Source organism: Variovorax sp. PDC80, assembly GCF_900115375.1.
In the GTDB taxonomy this organism is placed as follows: domain Bacteria; phylum Pseudomonadota; class Gammaproteobacteria; order Burkholderiales; family Burkholderiaceae_C; genus Variovorax.
On sequence record NZ_FOWG01000005.1, the window covers coordinates 146,997 to 166,758 of the forward strand.

Annotated in this window: 21 protein-coding genes; 14 read left to right on the plus strand and 7 right to left on the minus strand. The window is 69.6% G+C overall.

Annotated elements, in window-relative coordinates; all coding sequences use genetic code 11:
- Positions 1-3: 3 nt before the first annotated feature.
- The 6 genes from BM109_RS16475 to BM109_RS16500 form a co-directional block, all read right to left on the minus strand.
- On the minus strand, positions 4-678 hold the full coding sequence (locus tag BM109_RS16475; RefSeq protein WP_093344376.1) for a helix-turn-helix domain-containing protein: 675 nt from the start codon (positions 676-678) through the stop codon (positions 4-6).
- Between the two features lie 76 nt (positions 679-754).
- Positions 755-1,159 (minus strand): cupin domain-containing protein, encoded by a 405-nt coding sequence (locus BM109_RS16480; RefSeq protein ID WP_093344378.1) that lies wholly within the window; start codon positions 1,157-1,159, stop codon positions 755-757.
- Positions 1,160-1,276: 117 nt separating this feature from the next.
- The gene (locus tag BM109_RS16485) at positions 1,277-1,888 is read right to left on the minus strand and encodes a DJ-1/PfpI family protein (RefSeq protein WP_093344380.1); all 612 of its coding nucleotides are present in this window, start codon (positions 1,886-1,888) and stop codon (positions 1,277-1,279) included.
- 38 nt (positions 1,889-1,926) lie between these two features.
- Positions 1,927-2,253, minus strand: coding sequence for a ferredoxin family protein (locus BM109_RS16490; RefSeq protein ID WP_093344382.1), 327 nt, complete (start codon positions 2,251-2,253; stop codon positions 1,927-1,929).
- A gap of 10 nt (positions 2,254-2,263) precedes the next feature.
- On the minus strand, positions 2,264-3,592 hold the full coding sequence (locus BM109_RS16495) for an MFS transporter (protein ID WP_093344384.1): 1,329 nt from the start codon (positions 3,590-3,592) through the stop codon (positions 2,264-2,266).
- Between the two features lie 339 nt (positions 3,593-3,931).
- Complete coding sequence (locus BM109_RS16500) at positions 3,932-4,810, minus strand: LysR family transcriptional regulator (RefSeq protein ID WP_093344386.1); 879 nt, start codon at positions 4,808-4,810, stop codon at positions 3,932-3,934.
- A 123-nt stretch (positions 4,811-4,933) separates the two neighbouring features.
- Between BM109_RS16500 and BM109_RS16505 the strand changes: the two genes are divergently transcribed.
- Both BM109_RS16505 and BM109_RS16510 read left to right on the plus strand, forming a co-directional pair.
- On the plus strand, positions 4,934-5,485 hold the full coding sequence (locus BM109_RS16505) for a GNAT family N-acetyltransferase (protein ID WP_093344388.1): 552 nt from the start codon (positions 4,934-4,936) through the stop codon (positions 5,483-5,485).
- Positions 5,486-5,488: 3 nt separating this feature from the next.
- Positions 5,489-6,997 carry an MFS transporter gene (locus BM109_RS16510; protein WP_093344390.1) on the plus strand — a complete coding sequence of 503 codons (1,509 nt, stop codon included), beginning with the start codon at positions 5,489-5,491 and terminating at the stop codon, positions 6,995-6,997.
- Here BM109_RS16510 and BM109_RS16515 read toward each other — a convergent pair.
- Positions 6,973-7,692, minus strand: a complete 720-nt coding sequence (locus BM109_RS16515) for a Crp/Fnr family transcriptional regulator (RefSeq protein WP_093344391.1) — start codon at positions 7,690-7,692, stop codon at positions 6,973-6,975. The two genes, BM109_RS16510 and BM109_RS16515, sit on opposite strands and share 25 nt — an antisense overlap.
- A 174-nt stretch (positions 7,693-7,866) precedes the next feature.
- Between BM109_RS16515 and BM109_RS16520 the strand changes: the two genes are divergently transcribed.
- From BM109_RS16520 to BM109_RS16575, 12 genes are all read left to right on the plus strand, one after another.
- Positions 7,867-8,457 carry an HD domain-containing protein gene (locus BM109_RS16520; RefSeq protein ID WP_093344393.1) on the plus strand — a complete coding sequence of 197 codons (591 nt, stop codon included), beginning with the start codon at positions 7,867-7,869 and terminating at the stop codon, positions 8,455-8,457.
- A 26-nt stretch (positions 8,458-8,483) separates the two neighbouring features.
- Positions 8,484-9,251: a class II aldolase/adducin family protein gene (locus tag BM109_RS16525; RefSeq protein ID WP_093344395.1), complete on the plus strand. Its 768-nt coding sequence runs from the start codon at positions 8,484-8,486 to the stop codon at positions 9,249-9,251.
- A 93-nt stretch (positions 9,252-9,344) separates the two neighbouring features.
- The gene (locus BM109_RS16530; RefSeq protein WP_093344397.1) at positions 9,345-10,223 is read left to right on the plus strand and encodes a bile acid:sodium symporter family protein; all 879 of its coding nucleotides are present in this window, start codon (positions 9,345-9,347) and stop codon (positions 10,221-10,223) included.
- A gap of 7 nt (positions 10,224-10,230) precedes the next feature.
- Complete coding sequence (locus tag BM109_RS16535; protein ID WP_057597474.1) at positions 10,231-11,157, plus strand: LysR family transcriptional regulator; 927 nt, start codon at positions 10,231-10,233, stop codon at positions 11,155-11,157.
- Positions 11,158-11,234: 77 nt separating this feature from the next.
- Positions 11,235-12,662 carry an FAD-dependent tricarballylate dehydrogenase TcuA gene (tcuA, locus tag BM109_RS16540; protein WP_093344399.1) on the plus strand — a complete coding sequence of 476 codons (1,428 nt, stop codon included), beginning with the start codon at positions 11,235-11,237 and terminating at the stop codon, positions 12,660-12,662.
- Positions 12,646-13,875 carry a tricarballylate utilization 4Fe-4S protein TcuB gene (gene tcuB, locus BM109_RS16545; protein ID WP_093344401.1) on the plus strand — a complete coding sequence of 410 codons (1,230 nt, stop codon included), beginning with the start codon at positions 12,646-12,648 and terminating at the stop codon, positions 13,873-13,875. Before tcuA ends, tcuB begins: the two co-directional genes overlap by 17 nt.
- A gap of 34 nt (positions 13,876-13,909) precedes the next feature.
- The gene (locus BM109_RS16550) at positions 13,910-14,698 is read left to right on the plus strand and encodes a class II aldolase/adducin family protein (RefSeq protein WP_093344402.1); all 789 of its coding nucleotides are present in this window, start codon (positions 13,910-13,912) and stop codon (positions 14,696-14,698) included.
- 37 nt (positions 14,699-14,735) lie between these two features.
- A complete protein-coding gene (locus BM109_RS16555; RefSeq protein WP_093344404.1) occupies positions 14,736-15,701 on the plus strand; it encodes a tripartite tricarboxylate transporter substrate binding protein in 966 nt (321 codons plus the stop codon).
- A gap of 13 nt (positions 15,702-15,714) precedes the next feature.
- Positions 15,715-16,614: an amidohydrolase family protein gene (locus BM109_RS16560; protein ID WP_093344405.1), complete on the plus strand. Its 900-nt coding sequence runs from the start codon at positions 15,715-15,717 to the stop codon at positions 16,612-16,614.
- A gap of 26 nt (positions 16,615-16,640) precedes the next feature.
- The gene (locus BM109_RS16565) at positions 16,641-17,639 is read left to right on the plus strand and encodes a Bug family tripartite tricarboxylate transporter substrate binding protein (protein WP_093344407.1); all 999 of its coding nucleotides are present in this window, start codon (positions 16,641-16,643) and stop codon (positions 17,637-17,639) included.
- Positions 17,636-18,613: a D-2-hydroxyacid dehydrogenase gene (locus BM109_RS16570; RefSeq protein WP_093344409.1), complete on the plus strand. Its 978-nt coding sequence runs from the start codon at positions 17,636-17,638 to the stop codon at positions 18,611-18,613. The genes BM109_RS16565 and BM109_RS16570 overlap by 4 nt, the downstream gene beginning before the upstream one ends.
- Before the next feature lie 37 nt (positions 18,614-18,650).
- Positions 18,651-19,625, plus strand: a complete 975-nt coding sequence (locus tag BM109_RS16575) for a tripartite tricarboxylate transporter substrate binding protein (protein ID WP_093344411.1) — start codon at positions 18,651-18,653, stop codon at positions 19,623-19,625.
- Positions 19,626-19,762 lie beyond the last annotated feature (137 nt).

Here is a 19,762-nt window from a genome sequence, read left to right on the forward strand (position 1 = left end):
GTTTCAGGCCAGGTTCGGGTGGTAGCCCACGGGCGAATAGATCACCACCAGCGCCGTGGCCGGCCCCGCGAGCGCATGCCCGCGGTGCGGGATGCGCGCGTCGAAATGCAGCGTGTCGCCGGGTTCGAGGATGAACTTGTCGACCCCGACCTGCCACTCCACGCGGCCCGTGAGCACGTGCATCATCTCCTCGCCCTCGTGCTCGAAGAACACGAACTTGTCGACCTTGTCGGGAAAGGTGAACAGGAAGGGCTGCAGCGCGCGGTCGGTGGTGGCGTCGGTCAGCGCGAAGTAGTCGTAGCCAAAGGCGCTGCCGCCCATCACGGTCGGGCGCTTGTCGGCATGCCGCACCAGGCTCACGCCGCGCCAGCTCTGCTGCGCATGCGTGTTGTCGGTCAGCAGGCTCGCGGCCTCGATGCCCAGCACGCTCGCGATGCGCGCCAGCGAGCCGATCGGCGGCACCTTCTGGCCGCTCTCGATGCGCGAGAGATAGGCCTTGCCGAAGCCGGCCTGCTCGGCCAGCGCCGCGAGCGTGAGGCCCGCCTCGAGGCGCCGCTGCTTGAGGCGCACGCCGAGGTCCACATGGGCCGGCACCTCGGCGGGGGCCGCTGCAACGGCAGCAGCGGCGGGGGCCGCCGCGCGCTTCGGCGCGCGAACGGTTTTCTTTGAAGCAACCATGTTCCGAATTTAACGGAACCGGTTTACCCGCCGGCACACCCGGTTGCCCGGATGGCCGGCACCGCGCAGGAAGAACTCAGTTCTTGTCGGCTTCGAAACCCGCCGCGTTGAAGAACACATTGGGCTTGCGATAGATCGCGAGGATGGTGCAGCCCTCGTCCGAGCGCGTCTCGTGCAGAGAGCCCGGCTGGCGCCAGACGAACTGGCCCGCGCGGCAGATGCCGTCGTGGTCCGAGAACGAACCCTCGAGCACCCAGCTCTGCTCGATCTCGGGATGCTTGTGGAACGGCAGCACCGCGCCGGGTTCCCACTTGAGCAGCACCGTCATCTCGCCCGATGCGTCGTTGCGGTAGAGCACCTTCATCTGGATCTTCGGAAACTGCGAGGGCCGCCATTCGAGCGTGGCCGGGTCTACGTAGACCGAACCACCGGGGGTGGGTTGCAGCTTGCCGGAGAGGCGTTCCTTGAAGACGGCGGACATGGTGTTTGACTCCTGTGGATGAATGGATGGGTGAGGGACGGGGGACATCGCCGCAGCGGGTGGATTCGATTCTAGATCGAAGTTTCCCATTGGACAACTTTTGAAAATCGAAAGCGCTCAGCCCGCGAAGCGCAGCCGGTTGGCCTCGCGCGCGGCGCCGTATTCCATGATCCGGGCCACCTCGGCCGCGGGTGCGGGGCCGAAGCGTTTCTCGATCAGGTACAGCACGGCGTCGATGCACAGCGTGACGCCGCCGCCGGTGACCACGCGGCCGTTGTCGACCACGAGCGCGGGCTCGGTGCGGATCGCTGGATAGCGTTGCCGCAACTCATCGAGCGGCGAGGTCTCGGGTGGCACCACCTCGAACTTGGTGGTCGCGCGCAGGCCGTCGAGCACGCCGGCCTCGGCCAGGATCATCGCGCCAGTGCAGACCGAGCAGACCAGCGCTTCGGGCGCGGCCCGGCGCACGAACTCGAGCACGCGTGCGTCCTGTGAAGCAGCACGCCAGCCGGGCCCGCCGGGCACCAGCAGCACGTCGACCTCGCGCACCTCCTCGAAGCTTTTGTTCGGCAGCACCTGCAGCCCGTTGGCGAGCGTGACCGGCGCGCGGTCGAAGGACACGGTCTGGTAGCCGAGCTCGGGGATCACGCGCCGCGCCATCGAGACCACGCCGATGGCGGCGAGGTCGACGGGCTCGATGCCCTCGTAGAGCAGGAAGGTCATGTGCATTCGCGGGTCTTTCGTTCTGGATGAAAAGGCGTCGGGGTTCATGGTTCGAGGATCAGGCGCTCGCGCTTGGCCGTGTCGAAGGCATGCGCGTCGGCGTCGGCCAGCGGCCGGGTGTCGGCCGCCACTGGCCACTGCGCCGCGAGCCGCGCATTGAGCGCGATCCAGTCGCGCTGGTCGGGCGCGAGGTCGGCCGCGGGATGGATCGCCTGCACCGGGCACACCATCTCGCACAGGCCGCAGTTGGCGCAGGCGCGCGGGTCGATGACCACGAAGTTCGGTCCTTCGTGGAAGGCGTTCTGCGGGCACACCGACACGCACTCGCCATAGCGGCACGCGATGCAGGCTTCGGTCACGACGAAGGTCATGCGGCCGCGCTCAGAAGTTGCGCACCGAGTCGTCGCGCGTCTCGTGCGCGAAGAAGGCCGCCACCAGGGTCACGCAGGCCAGGCCGATCAGCATGATCGACACGCCCGCGGTGCCGCCGAGCTTGCCCACCAGCAGGGTGGCGAGGATCGGCGCCAGCCCGCCGCCGAGCGCGGCCGACACCTGGAAGCCGAACGAGGCGCCGGTGTAGCGCACGCGTGCGCCGAACAACTCGGGGAAGTAGGTGGCCTGCGGGCCGAACATCAGGCCGTGGCCGAAGCTCAGCGCCACCGCGGTCGCGGCGATGATGATCCACGGATCGCGCGTGTCCACCAGCCAGAACAGCGGGAACGCGAAGACGATGGTGAAGAGCGTGCCCGCGAAGTAGAACGGGCGGCGGCCGATGATGTCCGACAGCCAGCCGAACAGCGGAATCGTCACCACCTCGATCGCCGCCGCGACCATGATCGCGTTGAGCAGCATCTCCTTGGGCAGGCCGAGGTTCTTGGTCGCGTAGACCACCATGAACACCGTGAGCATGTAGACCCACGACACCTCGCAGATCTTCAGGCCCACCGCGATCAGGAAGTTCTTCGGATCGCGGAACACGGCCTCGGCGAAGGGGTTGCGCGCAATCTCCTTCTTGGCCTTCATCTCGAGGAACACCGGCGACTCCGACACCCGCGTGCGGATGAAGGCACCGAGCGCCACCAGCACCACGCTCAGCAGGAAGGGCACGCGCCAGCCCCAGGCCATGAAGTCCTCCTCGGGCAAGGTCGACACCATCGAGTAGACGCCGGCCGACAGGATCAGGCCGATCGGGAAGCCGACCTGCACCAGGCTGCCGCAGAGCCCGCGCCGGCGCTTCGGCGCATGCTCGAGCACCATCAGCGCCGCCCCGCCCCACTCGCCGCCCAGGCCGATGCCCTGCACGATGCGCAGCACGATCAACAGGATCGGCGCCCAGACGCCGATCTGCTGGTAGGTCGGCAGCAGGCCGATGGCGAAGGTGCCGAGTCCCATGATCGCGAGCGTCAGCAACAGCATCGACTTGCGGCCCAGCCGGTCGCCGAAGTAGCCGAACACCGCGCCGCCGAAGGGCCGCGCGAAGAAGCCCACGGCCGCGCTGCCGAGCGCGGCCAGCGTGCCCATCAGCGGGTCGTCGGCGGGAAAGAAGATCTTGTTGAAGACCAGCGCGGCGGCGGTGCCGTAGATCAGGAAGTCGTACCACTCGATGATGGTTCCGACCGAGCTGGCGAACACGACACGGCTGACTTCGGAGCTGTCGGTCTCGGCCGACCGTCCCTCCTGGGCCAGCGCGGGATTGGCGGGGTGATTCATGGTGGTGGCTCTCCGATGCGAGGTTGATGGCTCTGCTGACGGGGACCGCCCGCCTCGACGGCGGCGGCGGCGTGGGTTGCCCGTTTTCGTGCACGGGCGGTGAAGCTGCGCGAAGATTAGTTTTGTTTCCCAATGGGAAACATATCGCTTTCCCTGAGAAGCGAAATCCACCGTTTCAGGGGTAAATCCTGTATCAGGAGTTGCCCAAGATTGGTGAATAAGTTTCCCATCGGGCGACTTCTTCGCAAGAGCCATGCCACCGGACAGGCGTGCGCACGCCGCCGCCCGCGGGCGGAATGCATCGGTTCAGGAAAGTCGGGGCGAAGCCGCGCGGACGGCTCAGGCCGTGCTGTCGAGCAGCAGCTCCGCGAAGCGCTGCTGCACGTAGCGCGCGGTGGCGCCCAGCGGCCGCCCCTGCAGCCACAGCATGCGCACCGACAGCCGCGGCAATGCCAGCGCGGGGCACGGCAGTTCCTTGAGGGCCTGGCGGTAGCCCTCGTAGTGCGCGATGTTGACCGGCAGCACGGCCCATCCGAGCTTGTCGGCCACCATCTCGGCCGTGCTGTAGAAGCTGTCGGAGCGCCACACGCGCGGGCTGTAGGCCACCTCGTGCACGTCGTCCGCATGCATCAGCAGTTGCCGGTGCCCGACCAGGTCCTTGCGCCGCACGGTGCGGCCATCGGCCAGCGGATGGTCGACCGCCACGAACACGCCCTGCGGCACGCTGCCGATGCGGCGCAGCTCGAAGCAGGCGCGCGCCGGGCCGCGGTCGAAATGGAAGGCCACGCTCGCGCGCTCCTGCTCCACGTAGTCGGCCACCTCGGTGGCGGTGCCGTTGAGCAGCGTGAGCTCGAGGCTCGGGTACTTCACCGAGATCTCGCGCAACAGCGTGGCGATGGCGGTGTACGGCAGCGCCTCGTCGAAGGCCATCGAGAGCGCGGCCTCGCTGCCGTCGTGCAGCGAACGCGCGCGCTGGTCGAGCTGCTCGGCCTGGCGCAGCAGCTCGCGCGCCTCGAGCAACAGCACCTGCCCCGCCTCGGACAGCTGCGCATTGCGTCGCGAGCGATCGAACAGCGCCACGCCGAGGTCGGCCTCGAGCAGGCCGATGGCGGTGCTCACGGCCGACTGCGCCTTGCCGAGCCGGCGCGCGGCCGCCGAGAACGATCCGCAGTCGGCGGTGGTGACGAACTGGCGCAACTGGTCGACGGTCCATTCCATGGCAGGCCTCTTCTATCTATTTATCAGATGGGTTTCATCTTTATTCATCCATTCTATTGAAGCAAGATCGGCGGTCCAGGCGAGGCGACCTCGCCCCGTCCCTGAAAAGAGAAGTCCGTTCGTATGCCGATCTCCCGTCTCGCGATGCCCCGCATCCACACCGCCCCCCTGACCCTGCGCTGGTGCCACGACCCCGCGCAGGAAGCCGCCATCGCCGCGCTGTTCATGCGCCAGCTGAGCCCGCGCTACATCTCGCATTCCGAGCTGCAGGGCGCGCGCGCCGTCGCGCCCGGCGAATGGCGCCGCGACCTGCCCGAAGTGCTGCGCGCCGAACTGCGCGAAACGCTCGTGCTGCCGCCGGCGACGGCCGCTTCGCTGATCGCCACCGCGCATGCCGGCGATGCGCTGGCCGCGATCGCGCTGGTGTCCATCGACGAGGCCCGGCGCGCCGCGCGCGCCTTCGCCACGCTCGACGACCTCGTGGTCGATGCGCCGTTCCAGTCCGCCGGCGTCGGCGGCCAGCTGTTCGACTGGGTCTGCGCCGAACTGCGGCAGCGCGGCATCGCGCGCCTGTTCCTCGAGAGCGGCATCGGCAACCAGGGCGCGCACCGTTTCTTCGAGGCGCGCGGCTGCATGCCGGTCTCGGTCACGATGCTCAAGGAACTGGAGGCCTGAGCGATGAATACCGTGTTCAAGAAATGGATCACGCTGGTGATCGTCTCGATGGCGCTGCTGCTGATCGTGGTCGACATGACCGTGCTCTACACGGCGCTGCCCACGCTCACGCACGACCTCGCGGCCTCCTCGTCCGAGAAGCTCTGGATCGTCAACGCCTACACGGTGGTGGTGTCGGGCTTCCTGCTCGGCATGGGCGCGCTCGGCGACCGCGTGGGCTACAAGCGCATGTTCCTCGCGGGCCTGATCGTCTTCGGCGCGGCCTCGCTGTGCGCCGCCTATGCCGGCAGCCCCGCGGCGCTGATCGCGGCGCGCGGCCTGCTGGGCGTGGGCGCCTCGATGATGATGCCGGCCACGCTGGCCATCATCCGGCTCGCCTTCGCCGACGAGCGCGAGCGCGCGGTCGCCATCGGCGTCTGGGCCTCGGTCGCCTCGGGCGGCGCCGCGTTCGGCCCGGTGGTCGGCGGCGTGCTGCTCGAGTACTTCTGGTGGGGCTCCGTGTTCCTCATCAACGTGCCCGTGGTCGTGCTCGCGCTGGTGCTCGGCGCCTGGCTGCTGCCGGGGCGGCGCGCGGGCGCCACCGCGCAGCCGAAGCCCTTCGACGTCATCGGCTCGGTGCAGGTGTTCGTGGCGCTGGTCTGCCTGGTGCTCGCGATCAAGGAATTCGCCAAGCCCGTGCCCTCGGGCCTCGCGATGGGTATCAGCGCCACCGCGAGCCTGCTGGCCATGGCGCTGTTCGTGCGGCGCCAGCGGCGCAGCGCGAGCCCGCTGGTCGACTTCCGGCTGTTCCGCGACCCGTATTTCTCGGGCGGCGTGATCGCGGCCATCGTGGCCTCGGTGGCGCTGATCGGCGTCGAGCTGGTGTTCAGCCAGCGGCTGCAGCTGGTGAGCGGCCTCTCGCCGCTGCAGGCGGGCCTGGCGATCCTGCCGGTGCCGCTCGCCGCCTTCGTGGCGGGGCCGCTCGCGGGCATGGTGCTGTCGCGCACCGGCTCGCGCCCGCTGATCCTCGGCGGCCTGCTGGCCACCGCGCTCTCGCTGTGCGGGCTGGCGCTGGCCGTCGATGCCACGGGCGTGCTCAAGCTCGCGGTGCTGGTGCTGCTGGGCCTGGGCGTGGGCGCGACCATCACGGCGGCCTCGAACGCGATCATGAACAACGCGCCGGCCGAACACGCGGGCATGGCGGCGTCGATCGAGGAGGTGTCGTACGAACTGGGCGGCGTGCTCGGCATCGCGCTGCTCGGCAGCGTGCTCTCGTCGACCTACACGGCCACGCTGGCCATTCCCGACACTCTGGCGGTGCCGGCCTCGGCGCGCGACGGCATCGACGGCGCGCTGCTCGCGGCCGAGACGCTGCCCACGCAGATCGGCACGCAGCTGGTGGCGCTCGCGCACACGGCCTTCGACCAGGCCTTCTTCGCGGTGATGGCCGTGGCCGTGGCGATCGTCGTCGCGGCTGCCTGCTCGGTGGCGCTGCTGGGCCGGCGCGTTCAGCCGGCGCGCACCAGCTGCTGAAGCGCGTCGAGCGACACCAGCTCGATGCGCCCGTAGCCCAGCGACACCACGCCCTCGCCCGCCAGCGCATTGAGTTCCTTCGACAGCGTCTGGCGCGTCACGCCGAGCATCATCGCCAGCGCTTCCTGCGGCAGCGCCACGCGCTGGCGCGTGTGCTGCGACTGCGTGGCATCGCCGCGCGCCAGCACCAGCAGGCGGTGCGCGACGCGCGCGCGCAGGCTGCGCAGCGTGGCGTCCTCGGCCAGGCCGTAGAGCATGCGCACGCGCGCGGCCAGCATGGCGGCGATCGCGTTGGCGAACAGCACGTCGCGCATCAGCTGGCCGAAGGCCTGCGGCGAGATCACCAACAGGTCGAGCGCCTCGAGCGCGGTGGCATCGTGGGTGCGCGGCGAGCCGTCGATCAGCGTGATCTCGCCGAACCAGTTGCCGGGCTCGAGCACCGCGAGGATCGCCTCGCGGCCGTCCTGGCGCAGCGACGATATCTTGATGGTGCCCGCCGCCAGCCCGAAGAAGCCGCCATCGGCGATCACCGGATCGCCCTGGCGGAACACCATGGCGCCGCGCCGCAGGTGGATCAGCTCGGCCGCGCCCAGCAGGTTCTCGCGCTGCGCGCGCGGCATGCTCATGAACCAGGGGTTGGACTCCATCGCCGCGCGGTGGGCGGCGGACAGGCGCGGTTTGGCGGGAGCGGACATGCGGTGCGGCGGTGGCCGGAAAAAGGTGGAGGCCGATGGCGCGAGACAAGTCGGCGACAGGCGCGGGCGGGGTTTACCAGCAGCCTCAATTGTCAAATTCTTGACAGTTGAGCGTCAAGCCCGGGTCTACAGTGCCCTCACCCACGAACGAGAGACCCACCGGAGACGACAACGATGAATGCACGGGCAAGCTTCAAGACCATGCAGGACAGCACGCGCGAGGACTGGCAGCTGATCGGCGGCGAATTCATGCAGTTCACGCGCGGCCTGCCGGAGCGCGTGATCAAGCACCTGCAGATCCTCGAGGGCGACTACGGCGGCTTTCCGGTCGACCGCTACACCCACTCGCTGCAGACCGCCACGCGCGCGCTGCGCGACGGCCGCGACGAGGAGTACGTGGTGTGCGCGCTGTTGCACGACATCGGCGACACGCTCGGCAGCTTCAACCATCCCGACATCGCCGCCGCGATCCTCAAGCCCTTCGTGAGCGAGGCCAACCACTGGATGGTGCAGAACCACGGCATCTTCCAGGGCCACTACTTCTTCCACCACATCGGCCTGGACCGCGACATGCGCGACAACTTCCGCGACCATCCGCACTACGAGCGCACGGCCGAGTTCTGCGCGCTCTACGACAACCCGGCCTTCGACCCGAAGGCCGAGACCCTGCCGATCGCCGAATTCGAACCGCTGCTGCGGCGCGTGATGGCGCAGCCCAAGCAGAGCATCTACAAGTCGGCACTGAAGGAGCCGGCCACGGCCTGAACCCATACCTCCAAAGGACCCACACCATGAACGCCACCACCCAATCCGAAGTCCAGAAGCTCGTTTCCGCCGAGGAATGGCAGCTGCGCGTCGACCTCGCCGCCTGCTACCGCCTGGTGGCGCTGTACGGCTGGAGCGACCTCGTGTTCACCCACATCAGCGCGCGCGTGCCCGGCCCCGAGCACCACTTCCTGATCAATCCCTACGGCCTGATGTTCGACGAGATCACGGCCTCGAGCCTGGTCAAGGTCGACCAGCAGTGCAACAAGATCATCGACTCGCCCTACCCCGTGAACCCAGCCGGCTTCGTGATCCACAGCGCCGTGCATGCCGCGCGCGAGGACATCCAGTGCGTGCTGCACACGCACACCAAGGCCGGCATCGCGGTCAGCGCGCAGAAGAACGGCGTGCTGCCGATCAGCCAGCAGTCGACCTTCGTGCTGGCCTCGCTGGCCTACCACGACTACGAGGGCGTGGCCTTCCGCGACGACGAGAAGCCGCGGCTGCAGGCCGACATGGGCCACGCCAACTTCCTGATGCTGCGCAACCACGGCCTGCTGACCTGCGGCAAGACCATTGCCGATGCGTTCCTTTCGATGTACACCTTCGAGAACACCTGCCAGATCCAGATCGCGGCCCAATCGGGCGGCAGCGAACTCACGCACGTGAACCCGCAGATCATCGAAGGCGTGGGCCAGGCCATGAAGGTGCAAAGCGGCGGCCTCGGCGGCATGTTCGTCTGGCCCTCGCTGATCCGCAAGCTCGACCGCATCGACGACAGCTACAAAAACTAAGACGCGTCGACCCCGGTTTCCCAGGCTGCCAGCACCCGCGCGACGGGGGCCGGCAGCCATTTTTTTAGAACGACGAATGAGGAGACAAGACCCATGGATGCCACGCTCATCGTGACCCGCTTCCTGTTCGGCGCGCTCGCGCTCGTGATGTTCGGGCTCGGGCTGTCGCTCTCGCTCGACGACTTCCGGCGCCTGTTCCGGCATCCGAAGGCCGTGACCATCGCGCTGCTGCTGCAGGTCATCGGCCTGCCGCTGGCCTGCTACGCGATCATCGTGGGCTTCGGGCTCTCGCCGGTGTTCGCGATCGGGCTCATGCTGCTCGCGGCCTCGCCCGGCGGCATCTCGGCCAACCTGTTCTCGCACCTGTTCGGCGGCAACGTGGCCATGAACATCTCGCTGACGGCCGTCAACACGCTGCTGTCGATCGTCACGCTGCCGCTGATCGCCAACTGGGCCATCCACCATTTCGCGCAGAGCGGCCAGGTGGTGCCGCTGCAGACGCGCAAGCTGGTCGAGGTGATCGCCATCGTGCTGATCCCGGTGGCCATCGGCATGTTCGTGGCCTCGCGCCGGCCCGGCTTCGCGGCGCGCATGGAGAAGCCGACCAAGATCTTCAGCGGCGTGGTGCTCGCGGTGGTCACGGTGCTGGCGATCGCGAACGAGTGGAAGACCATGGCGGCCACCTTCGCCGAGATCGGCCTGCCGGTGGTGCTGTTCAACGTGCTGAGCCTGCTCGCGGGCTACTACCTGAGCCGCGCCGCGGGCCTCGAGAAGCCGCTGGCCACCGCCATCAGCTACGAGATCGGCATCCACAACTCCACCTTGGCGATCTTCGTCGCGGTCAGCGTGCTCGGCAGCTTCCAGCTCGCGCTGCCGGCCGCGGTGTATTCGGTGGCGATGTACGTCACCGCCCCGCTGTTCGGATGGTTGCTGCTGCGCCGCCGCACGCCCGAGGTGGCGCCTGCGCGATGATGCGCGCATGGAACTGAGGCAACTGCGCTACTTCGTCAAGGTCTGCGAACTGCGCAGCATGGGCCGCGCGGCCGTCGAGCTCGGCGTGGTCACCTCGGCGCTGAGCCAGCAGATCAGCCGGCTCGAGAGCGAGCTCGCCACCCGCCTGCTGCAGCGCAGCTCCACGGGCGTCACGCCCACCGATGCCGGCCTGGCCTTCCTGCAGCAGGCCCAGCTCACGCTGCGCCATGCCGACGACGCGGTGCGCGCGGCGCAGCAGGCGCGGCTGTCGGGCCACGTGAGCGTGGGCCTCGCGCCCACCACCGCCACCGTGCTCGGCGTGCCGCTGATGCGCGCCATGCAGGAGCGCTATCCCGAGGTGCGGCTGCACATGGTCGAGGCGCTGTCGGGCCATCTCACGACCATGCTGCATGCGCGCCAGCTCGACCTGGCCGTGCTGTTCCAGACCGACACGCCGCGGCGCTGGAGCGTCTCGCCGCTGCTGGCCGAGAAGCTCTTCGTGGTCGCCTCGCCCACGCTCGCCAGGCGCCCCATGGGCACCAAGGTGCGGCTCTCGCAGCTGGCCGAGGTGCCGCTGATCCTGCCGAGCGGCAGCCACGGCCTGCGCGCCACGCTGATGGCGGCCTTCCTGCGCGCGCGCGTGCAGCCGAACATCGTGGCCGAGGTCGACGGCCTCGCGCTGCTGATGGACGCGGTGCGCGCCGGCTACGGCGCCACCGTGCAGCCCGGTGCCGCCACCGCGCGCCACGACCGCGACGACCTCGAGCTCACGCAGATCGCCGATGCCCACGTGGGCCGGCGCAACCTGCTCGTGAGCCTGTCGGACGACGAGCTCTCGCCGGCCGCGCTGGCCACGCGCGTGGTGGTGGCCGACACCGCGCGCAGCCTCGTTCGCGACGGCCGCTGGACCGGCGCCAGTCTTCTCGAAAACTGAACACCCGTTGCCGCTTTCGGCCTTTCGCGTGAAGGCCGCGCTGCCTAAAGTCTCCTGGATTCCAAGGAGACCCACGAGTGATAGACGTACTGGTTGTCGGCGGCGGCAATGCCGCGCTGTGCGCCGCCCTGATGGCGCGCGAGGCCGGCGCTTCGGTGCTGCTGCTGGAGGCCTCGCCCAAAGCATGGCGCGGCGGCAATTCGCAGCACACCCGCAACCTGCGCTGCATGCACGACGCGCCGCAGGACGTGCTGGTCGATGCCTACCCTGAAGAGGAGTACTGGCAGGACCTGCTGAAGGTGACGGGCGGCCTCACCGACGAGCACCTCGCGCGGCTCGTGATCCGCGCCTCGTCGAACTGCCGCGACTGGATGCGCGGCCACGGCGTGCACTTCCAGCCGCCGCTGTCGGGCGCGCTGCACGTGGCGCGCACCAATGCCTTCTTCATGGGCGGCGGCAAGGCGCTGGTCAATGCCTATTTCCGCAGCGCCGAGAGGCTCGGCGTGCAGATCCGCTACGACACGCCCGTGGCCTCGGTCGAGCTCGACGGCGAGCGCTTCGTGGCCGTGCGCACCGAGGCCGGCGAACGCATCGCGGCGAAGAGCTGCGTGCTCGCGGCCGGCGGCTTCGAGTCGAACCGCGAATGGCTGCGCGAGGCCTGGGGCCAGAACGAGCGCGGCGAATGGCCGGCCGACAACTTCCTGATCCGCGGCACGCGCTTCAACCAGGGCGTGCTGCTCAAGCACATGATCGCCGCGGGCGCCGACAGCATCGGCGATCCCTCGCAGGGCCACATGGTCGCCATCGACGCGCGCGCGCCGCTCTACGACGGCGGCATCTGCACGCGCATCGACTGCGTCTCGCTCGGCGTGGTGGTCAACCGCGAAGCACGGCGCTTCTACGACGAGGGCGAGGACTTCTGGCCCAAGCGCTATGCGATCTGGGGCCGGCTGGTGGCGCAGCAGCCGGGGCAGATCGCATGGTCGATCATCGACCAGAAGGCGGTCGGCCGCTTCATGCCGCCGGTGTTCACCGGCACGCAGGCCAGCACGCTCGGCGAACTCGCGCAGAAGATCGGTCTGGACGAAGCCACCTTCGTGCGCACCGTGCAGGACTACAACGCCGCCTGCCGTGTCGGCCGCTTCGACCACACCGCGCTCGACGACTGCCACACCGAGGGCCTCGCGCCCGCCAAGACGCACTGGGCCCGCCCGCTGGACACCGCGCCCTTCCACGCCTACCCCGTGCGTCCCGGCATCACCTTCACCTACCTGGGCCTGAAGGTGGACGAGACCGCGGCCGTGCGCTTCGGCGGCCGGCCCAGCCCCAACCTGTTCGTGGCCGGCGAAATGATGGCCGGCAACGTGCTCGGCAAGGGCTACACGGCGGGCGTCGGCATGAGCATCGGCACGGCCTTCGGCCGCATCGCCGGCACGCAGGCAGCGAAGGCCGCCAAGAACATTTCGAAGAATTCCCCGGAGACCGCCCTTGCAGCAGCTCACTGATCTCGTCGCCCGCGCGCGTGCCGATGCGGACGGCATCGGCGCCACCCCGTCGCGCGTGATCCCGATCCAGCCCGCCCTTCCGCTGACCGCCCCCGAGGGCGAGGTCGCGCGCATCCTGCAGATCTGCAACGCCTGCCGCTACTGCGAGGGCTTCTGCGCCGTGTTCCCCGCGATGACGCGGCGGCTCGAGTTCGGCAAGGCCGACACGCACTATCTGGCCAACCTCTGCCACAACTGCGGCGCCTGCCTGCATGCCTGCCAGTACGCGCCGCCGCACGAGTTCGCGGTCAACGTGCCGCAGGCCATGGCCCAGGTGCGCGTGCAGACTTACCACGACTACGCCTGGCCCGCCGCGATGGGCTCGCTCTACGAGAAGGCCGGGCTCACGGTCGCGCTGGCCCTGGCCGGCGGCCTCGCGCTGTTCCTCGTGCTCGCGGTCGCGATGAGCGGCTCGCTGCTGCACGAGCCGCTGGCCGGCAACTTCTACGCGATCTTCCCGCACAACTTCCTCGCGCTGCTGTTCGGCGCGGTGTCGCTGTTCGTGCTGCTCGCGCTGACGCTGGGCGTGCGGCGCTTCTGGCGCGAGGTCTCGCCGGCCAACGACCCCGGCAACGCGCCGGCGATGGCGGGCGTGCGCGGGCCCGCGAGCGCGGAGGCGGCGCACGATGCGCTGCGCCTGAAGTACCTCGGCGGCGGCCACGGCGAGGGCTGCAACAACGAGGACGACCGCTTCACGCTGTGGCGCCGGCGCTTCCATCACTTCACCTTCTACGGCTTCATGCTGTGCTTCGCCTCGACCTGCGTGGCCACGCTCTACCACTACCTGTTCGACCTGCATGCGCCCTATGCGCTGACCAGCCTGCCGGTGCTGCTGGGCACCGCCGGCGGCATCGGCCTGGTGGTCGGCCCGATCGGCCTCTTGTGGCTCAACCTGCGGCGCGACCCGGCGCATGGCGACGTCGCGCAGCGGCCCATGGACCGCGGCTTCATCGCGCTGCTGCTGCTGACCAGCCTCACCGGCCTGGCGCTGCTGGCCTGGCGCGACACGCAGTTCATGGCGCTGCTGCTGGCCGTGCACCTGGGCGTGGTGATGGCGCTGTTCCTCACGCTGCCCTACGGCAAGTTCGCGCACGGCATCTTCCGCTGCGCGGCGCTCTTGAAGTTCGCGATCGAGAAGCGCCTGCCCAGCCGCCTGCAGCTCGGCGCCGACTGAACCCCCACCCGATATCGAAGAAAGGACCCGTGCGATGACCAACCCTGGCGTGCTCCAGATCCCCTCCATGAAGGACCAGTGCTCCCCCGCCGAATGGCAGGCGCGCATCGACCTCGCCGCCTGCTACCGGCTGGTCGACCTCTACGGCATGTCCGACATGATGGCCAACCACATCTCCTCGCACGTGCCCGGCGAGAAGGGTGCCTTCCTCATCAACCCCTACGGGATGATGTACGAGGAGATCACCGCCTCGAGCCTGATCAAGGTCGACCAGGACGGCAACATCCTGTCCTCGCCCGACTTCGGCGAGCTGAACTACGGCATCAACAAGGCCGGCTACGTGATCCACAGCGCGGTGCATGCCGCGCGGCCCGACGTGGCCTGCGTGATCCACACCCACAGCTGGGCCTCGATGGCGGTGTCCTCGCTCGAATGCGGGCTGCTGCCGCTCACGCAGACCGCGATGCGCTTCCTCAAGATCGGCTACCACGACTACCAGGGCGTGGTGCTCGACACCGCCGAGCAGGCCTCGCTGCTCGAGGACCTGGGAGACCGCGAGGCCGTGATCTTCCGCAACCACGGCGCGCTGGTGGTGGGCCGCAGCGTGGGCGAGGCCTTCAACTGGATGCACCGGCTCGAGCTGGCCTGCCGCGCGCAGATCGGCGCGATGTCGTGCAACACGCCGCTCAAGGCCGTGCCGCAGGAGGTGCTCGAGGAGACCTGGAACAACTACCAGCCCGGCACGCGCCGCCCCTACGGGCTCATGGAATGGCCGGCGCTGCTGCGCAAGCTCGACCGCATGGATCCGGGCTTCCGCGACTGAAGCCCCCGCCTCCCTCGAAGAACCAAGACGACTCCCGATGAAAAGAAGACTGTTCCCCGCCGTATTGGCGCTGCTCGCCGCGGCCGTGGCCGTTCCCGCCTTCGCGCAGAAATTCCCGCAGAAGCCCGTGACGCTGGTCGTGCCCTTCGCGCCCGGCGGCAACCTCGACGTGGTCGCGCGCACGCTCGCGCCCGCGCTCGGCCAGATCCTGGGCCAGTCGGTGATCGTGGACAACCGCGCCGGTGCGGGCGGCGCCATCGGCGCTTCGTATGTCGCACGCGCGCAGCCCGACGGCTACACGTTGCTGGTCAGCACGCCCAATGCGCTGGTCGTGCTGCCGCTGATGACGAAGACCACCTACGCGCTCGACAACTTCGCGCCCATCGGCCTCGCCGCCACCACGCCGCTGGTGATCGCGGTGCGCGGCCAGGGTCCGTACAAGGACATCGAGACACTGCTCACCGCCGCGCGCGGCAAGCCGGGCCAGGTCACGGCCGGCCATGCGGGGCCGGGCACCACCAACCACATCGCGCTGCTGCAGCTCGAGCAGGCCGGCAAGCTGAGCCTCAACACGGTTCCCTACAAGGGCTCGGCCCCAGCGCTCACCGACCTGCTGGGCGGCCAGATCGACCTGGTGGTGGACCAGCTCACGAGCTCGGCCGCCCACATCCAGTCGGGCATGTTGCGCGCGGTGGCCGTGATGTCGAAGGAACGCGACCCCGCACTGCCGAACGTGCCGACCCTGCGCGAGGCCGGCCTCAAGGACTTCGACGCCACCACCGCCACCGGCCTGCTCGCGCCGGCCGGCACGCCACCCGACGTGGTGCAGGCGCTCAATGCCGCGCTGCGCAAGGCGCTGGCCGACGAGAACGTGAAGCGCCGTTTGATCTCCGTCGGCAGCCCCGGCCAGGCCTCCTCGCCCGAGGAATGGCTCGCCACGCTGAAGAAGGAAGACGCGGGCGCCCGCCTGCTCGCGAAGAGCGGCAAGCTCAAGGTCGACTGAGGAGGCACGCCGCATGACCCGCCCCTGCCTGCCTCCGCACGAGGCCTTCGCACCCGTGGCCTTCGCGCCGCCGACCGGCGCCTGCGACAGCCATGCCCACGTCTTCGGTCCCTACGCACGCTTTCCGCTCGCCGAGGACCGCAGCTACACGCCCGCCGAGTACCCGGGCGCGGCCTTCATCGCGCACCTCGACCGGCTCGGCCTCGCGCGCGGCGTGCTGGTGACCGGCAGCGCCAGCGGCACCGACAACGGCGCGGTGCTCGAAGCCCTGTCGCAGTACCCCGGGCGACTGCGCGGCATCGCCGTGCCGCGCGCCGACACCGGCGATGCCGAGCTCGACCGCTGGCATGCGGCGGGCATCCGCGGCGTGCGCTTCAACCTGTTCCAGCGCGACGGCCATGCGGTCTACCGCAACGGCGTGGGCATCGAGGTGCTGGAGGCACTCGCGCCGCGCCTCGCGGAACGCGGCTGGCATGCGCAGATCTGGATCCACGCACCCGACCTGGTCGAGCTCGCGCCGCGCCTGCTGCGCCTGGGCCTGCCGCTGGTGATCGACCACATGGGCCGCATGGCGGCCGCGCGCGGCATCGAGGACCCGGGCTTTCGCACGCTGTGCCGGCTGCTGGCCGACGGCAAGGCCTGGACCAAGATCTCGGGCGCCGACCGCAACACCGGCCTGGGCCCGCCCTATGCCGACATCGATCCCTTCGCCGAAGCGCTGCTGCGGGCCAATGCCGAGCGCGTGGTGTGGGGCAGTGACTGGCCGCACATCAACTACTTCGAGGCGCAGCAGGTGCCCGACGACGGTGCCTTGCTGAACCTGCTGGCGCGCTGGCTGCCCGACGCGGCGCAGCGCCGGCGCGTGCTGGTCGACAACCCGGCCGCGCTGTACGACTTTCCCCCGCCCGTGTAGAGCCCCCCACCCAGAGGATCACAAGAATGAAACGAGACAAGCCCTCCCTCCTGCCGCGACGACTCCTGGGCCTGGCCGCGGCCCTGCTGCTGGCCGCCGGCCTCGGCGCCGTGCCGCGCGCGCAGGCGCAGGCCGCCTATCCCGCCAAGCCCGTGCGCGTGGTCGTCGCCTTCACCGCGGGCGGCACCACCGACATCCTCGCGCGCGCCGTCACGCAGCAGCTGTCCGAGAAGCTGGGCCAGCCCTTCGTGATCGACAACAAGCCCGGCGGCGGCGGCAACATCGGCACCGAGTTCGTGGTGCGCGCGCCGGCCGATGGCTACACGCTGATCGTCAACTCGGTGGGCCCGATGGCCGTCAACCAGACGCTCTACAAGAACCTGCCCTACGACCCGCTGCGCGACCTGGTGCCCGTGGTGCAGATCGCCGACGTGCCCAACGTGCTGGTGGTGAACCCCGAGGTGCCCGCGAAGACGCTCGAGGAATTCATCGCCTACGCCAAGGCCAACCCGAACAAGCTCAACTACGGCTCGACCGGCATCGGCACCTCCTCGCACCTGTCGAGCTACATGCTCGGCAAGCGCATCGGCGCCGACACGCTGCACGTGCCCTACAAGGGCGCCAATGCGCTCACCGACCTGCTCGCGGGGCGCATCCAGTTCATGTTCGCGACCATTCCCTCGGTGATCCCGCACATCCGCGCGGGCAAGCTGCGCGCCATCGCGGTCAGCAGCCTCAAGCGCTCGCGCTCGTTGCCCGACGTGCCGACCGTGGCCGAGAAGGGCTTCGGCGATTTCTCGGCCGGCTCCTGGTTCGGCTTCTTCGCGCCCAAGGGCACGCCCGCGCCGGTGATCGCGCTGCTCAACAAATCGGTCAACGACGCGCTGCCCTCGCTCGAAGCGCAGATGATCCGCGAGGGCGCCGACCCGGTGGGCGGCACGCCCGAGCAGTTCGGCAGGTTCACGCGGCAGGAGTACGAGAAATGGAAGAGCATCGTTCGCGAGTCGGGCGCGACGGCCGAATGAGCGGGCCGCTGCGCATCCTCATGACCGAGGCCGCCGCGCTCCAGGCCGGCACCGGCCTGGCCGAGGCATTGGCCGGCCGCGCGTACGTGGTGGTGGCCGAGGGCGACGATGCCGACGTGGCCTTCGTCTCGCGCGACGTCACGGGCCTGTCGACCAAGCACGAGCTGCTGCCGCAGACCCGACGCTTTCACGATGCGCTGCGCCATGCGCCCTCGCTGCGCTGGGTGCATGCCCATTCCTCGGGCGCCGACCGGCCCGTGTACGGCGAGCTGCGCGCGCGCGGCGTCGAAGTGACGACCTCGTCGGGCGCCAACGCGGGCGTGGTGGTGCAGACCGCGCTGGCCGGCGTGCTGATGCTCGCGCGCCGCTTTCCGCAACTGCTCGCGGCGCAGCGCGACAAGACCTGGGCGCCGCTCGTGGGCAGCGGGCTGCCGCGCGACCTCGCGGGCCAGACCGCGGCGATCGTGGGCTGGGGCCCGATCGGTCAGGGCCTGGGCGCGCTGCTGTCGGCGCTCGGGCTGCGCGTGGTCTCGGTGCGCAGCAGTGGCGATGCAGCGCTCGCGCCCGCCGTCGAGAGCCTGCGCTTCGAGGACATCGGCCAGGTGCTGCCGCGCGCCGACTGGCTGCTGCTCGCCTGCCCGCTGACCGAACGCACGCGCGGGCTGGTCGATGCCGCCGCGCTCGCGCTGCTGCCACCGGGCGCGCGGCTCGTGAACGTCGCGCGCGGCGAGGTGGTCGACGAAGCCGCGCTGATCGAGGCGCTGCGCGGCGGCGCGCTCGCGGGCGCGTACCTCGACGTGTTCGCGCACGAACCGCTGCCCGCCGACTCGCCGCTGTGGTCGCTGCCGAACGTCATCGTCACGCCCCACACGGCCGGCCATTCGGACGGCAACGAGGCGCGCGTGGCCGCGCTCTTCCTCGACAACCTGCGGCGCTGGAACGCCGGCCTGCCGCTGCGCAACCGCGTGGCCTGACCACCCTCTTCACAACAACACCAAGACCCCCACGACCATGAAAAGACAAGCCTTCCTCCGCACCGCCCTCGCGACCCTGCTGCTGGCCGTGGGCACCCTGCCCGCGCTCGCCGCCGACTGGCCGGGCAAGCCCATCACCCTCGTCGTTCCCTTCGTGGCCGGCGGCACCACCGACATCGTCGCGCGCACCGTGGGCCAGAAGCTCTCGGAATCGCTCAAGCAGCCGGTGATCGTCGACAACCGCGGCGGCGCGGGCGGCACCGTGGGCGCGACCCTCGCGGCCAAGGCGCCGGCCGATGGCTACACGCTGTTCCTCGCCACCATCGCGCACTCGATCGCGCCGGGCCTCTACAAGAAGCTGGCCTACGACTTCCAGCGCGACTTCGACCCGGTGGCGCTGGTGGCCTCCACGCCCAACGTGCTGATCGTCAACGACAAGGTGCCCGCGAAAACCGTGGCCGAACTCGTGGCCTACATCAAGGCCAATCCCGGCAAGGTCAACTTCGGCTCGGCCGGCAACGGCAGCACCGAGCACATCTCGGGCGAACTGTTCCGCGCGATGACGAAGACCGAGATCGTGCACGTGCCCTACAAGGGCGGCGCGCCGATGATGGCCGACCTGATGGGCGGACAGATCCAGATGGCGATCGAGACCAGCCCCTCGGCCTCGCCGCACGTCAAGGCCGGCAAGGTGCATGCGCTGGCCGTGACCACCAAGGCGCGTTCGCCCGCCTACCCCGGCGTGCCCACGCTCGACGAGGCCGGGCTCAAGGGCTACGACATGACGACCTGGTTCGCGCTCATGGCGCCGCACGGCACGCCCCCGGAGATCGTGCAGCGGCTCAACGCCGAACTGGCGCGCGCCCTGCAGCAACCCGATGTCGTGAAGCGCTTCGAGGAGCAGGGCGTGACGGCCGGCAACATGAAGCCCGCCGAGCTCGCGGCCTTCATCGGCAGCGAGACCACCAAGTGGGTCAAGGTGGCGAAGGAGTCGGGCGCGACGGCCGAATAGCCCACGGCTCGTGTGAACGGGTCGGACATCGCCCTACGGGCGGGGCGGAAACCCGCTTGCGGCTGCGGCGGGCGATGTCTGCAAAATGGGCGCCCATGCACGTCGGAAAAAAAGCCCCGCTCCTCTTTCTTGCTCTC

What these genes read in the sequence shown, in the direction of transcription:
- BM109_RS16510 (WP_093344390.1), top strand. Translation starts at nt 5,489, where the DNA reads ATGAATACCGTGTTCAAGAAATGGATCACGCTGGTGATCGTCTCGATG.
- BM109_RS16495 (WP_093344384.1), bottom strand. Translation starts at nt 3,592, where the DNA reads ATGAATCACCCCGCCAATCCCGCGCTGGCCCAGGAGGGACGGTCGGCC.
- BM109_RS16535 (WP_057597474.1), top strand. Translation starts at nt 10,231, where the DNA reads ATGGAACTGAGGCAACTGCGCTACTTCGTCAAGGTCTGCGAACTGCGC.
- BM109_RS16565 (WP_093344407.1), top strand. Translation starts at nt 16,641, where the DNA reads ATGAAACGAGACAAGCCCTCCCTCCTGCCGCGACGACTCCTGGGCCTG.
- BM109_RS16560 (WP_093344405.1), top strand. Translation starts at nt 15,715, where the DNA reads ATGACCCGCCCCTGCCTGCCTCCGCACGAGGCCTTCGCACCCGTGGCC.
- BM109_RS16520 (WP_093344393.1), top strand. Translation starts at nt 7,867, where the DNA reads ATGAATGCACGGGCAAGCTTCAAGACCATGCAGGACAGCACGCGCGAG.
- BM109_RS16500 (WP_093344386.1), bottom strand. Translation starts at nt 4,810, where the DNA reads ATGGAATGGACCGTCGACCAGTTGCGCCAGTTCGTCACCACCGCCGAC.
- BM109_RS16515 (WP_093344391.1), bottom strand. Translation starts at nt 7,692, where the DNA reads ATGTCCGCTCCCGCCAAACCGCGCCTGTCCGCCGCCCACCGCGCGGCG.
- BM109_RS16480 (WP_093344378.1), bottom strand. Translation starts at nt 1,159, where the DNA reads ATGTCCGCCGTCTTCAAGGAACGCCTCTCCGGCAAGCTGCAACCCACC.
- BM109_RS16485 (WP_093344380.1), bottom strand. Translation starts at nt 1,888, where the DNA reads ATGCACATGACCTTCCTGCTCTACGAGGGCATCGAGCCCGTCGACCTC.
- BM109_RS16550 (WP_093344402.1), top strand. Translation starts at nt 13,910, where the DNA reads ATGACCAACCCTGGCGTGCTCCAGATCCCCTCCATGAAGGACCAGTGC.
- BM109_RS16530 (WP_093344397.1), top strand. Translation starts at nt 9,345, where the DNA reads ATGGATGCCACGCTCATCGTGACCCGCTTCCTGTTCGGCGCGCTCGCG.
- BM109_RS16505 (WP_093344388.1), top strand. Translation starts at nt 4,934, where the DNA reads ATGCCGATCTCCCGTCTCGCGATGCCCCGCATCCACACCGCCCCCCTG.
- BM109_RS16490 (WP_093344382.1), bottom strand. Translation starts at nt 2,253, where the DNA reads ATGACCTTCGTCGTGACCGAAGCCTGCATCGCGTGCCGCTATGGCGAG.
- BM109_RS16575 (WP_093344411.1), top strand. Translation starts at nt 18,651, where the DNA reads ATGAAAAGACAAGCCTTCCTCCGCACCGCCCTCGCGACCCTGCTGCTG.
- BM109_RS16475 (WP_093344376.1), bottom strand. Translation starts at nt 678, where the DNA reads ATGGTTGCTTCAAAGAAAACCGTTCGCGCGCCGAAGCGCGCGGCGGCC.
- BM109_RS16570 (WP_093344409.1), top strand. Translation starts at nt 17,636, where the DNA reads ATGAGCGGGCCGCTGCGCATCCTCATGACCGAGGCCGCCGCGCTCCAG.
- BM109_RS16525 (WP_093344395.1), top strand. Translation starts at nt 8,484, where the DNA reads ATGAACGCCACCACCCAATCCGAAGTCCAGAAGCTCGTTTCCGCCGAG.
- BM109_RS16555 (WP_093344404.1), top strand. Translation starts at nt 14,736, where the DNA reads ATGAAAAGAAGACTGTTCCCCGCCGTATTGGCGCTGCTCGCCGCGGCC.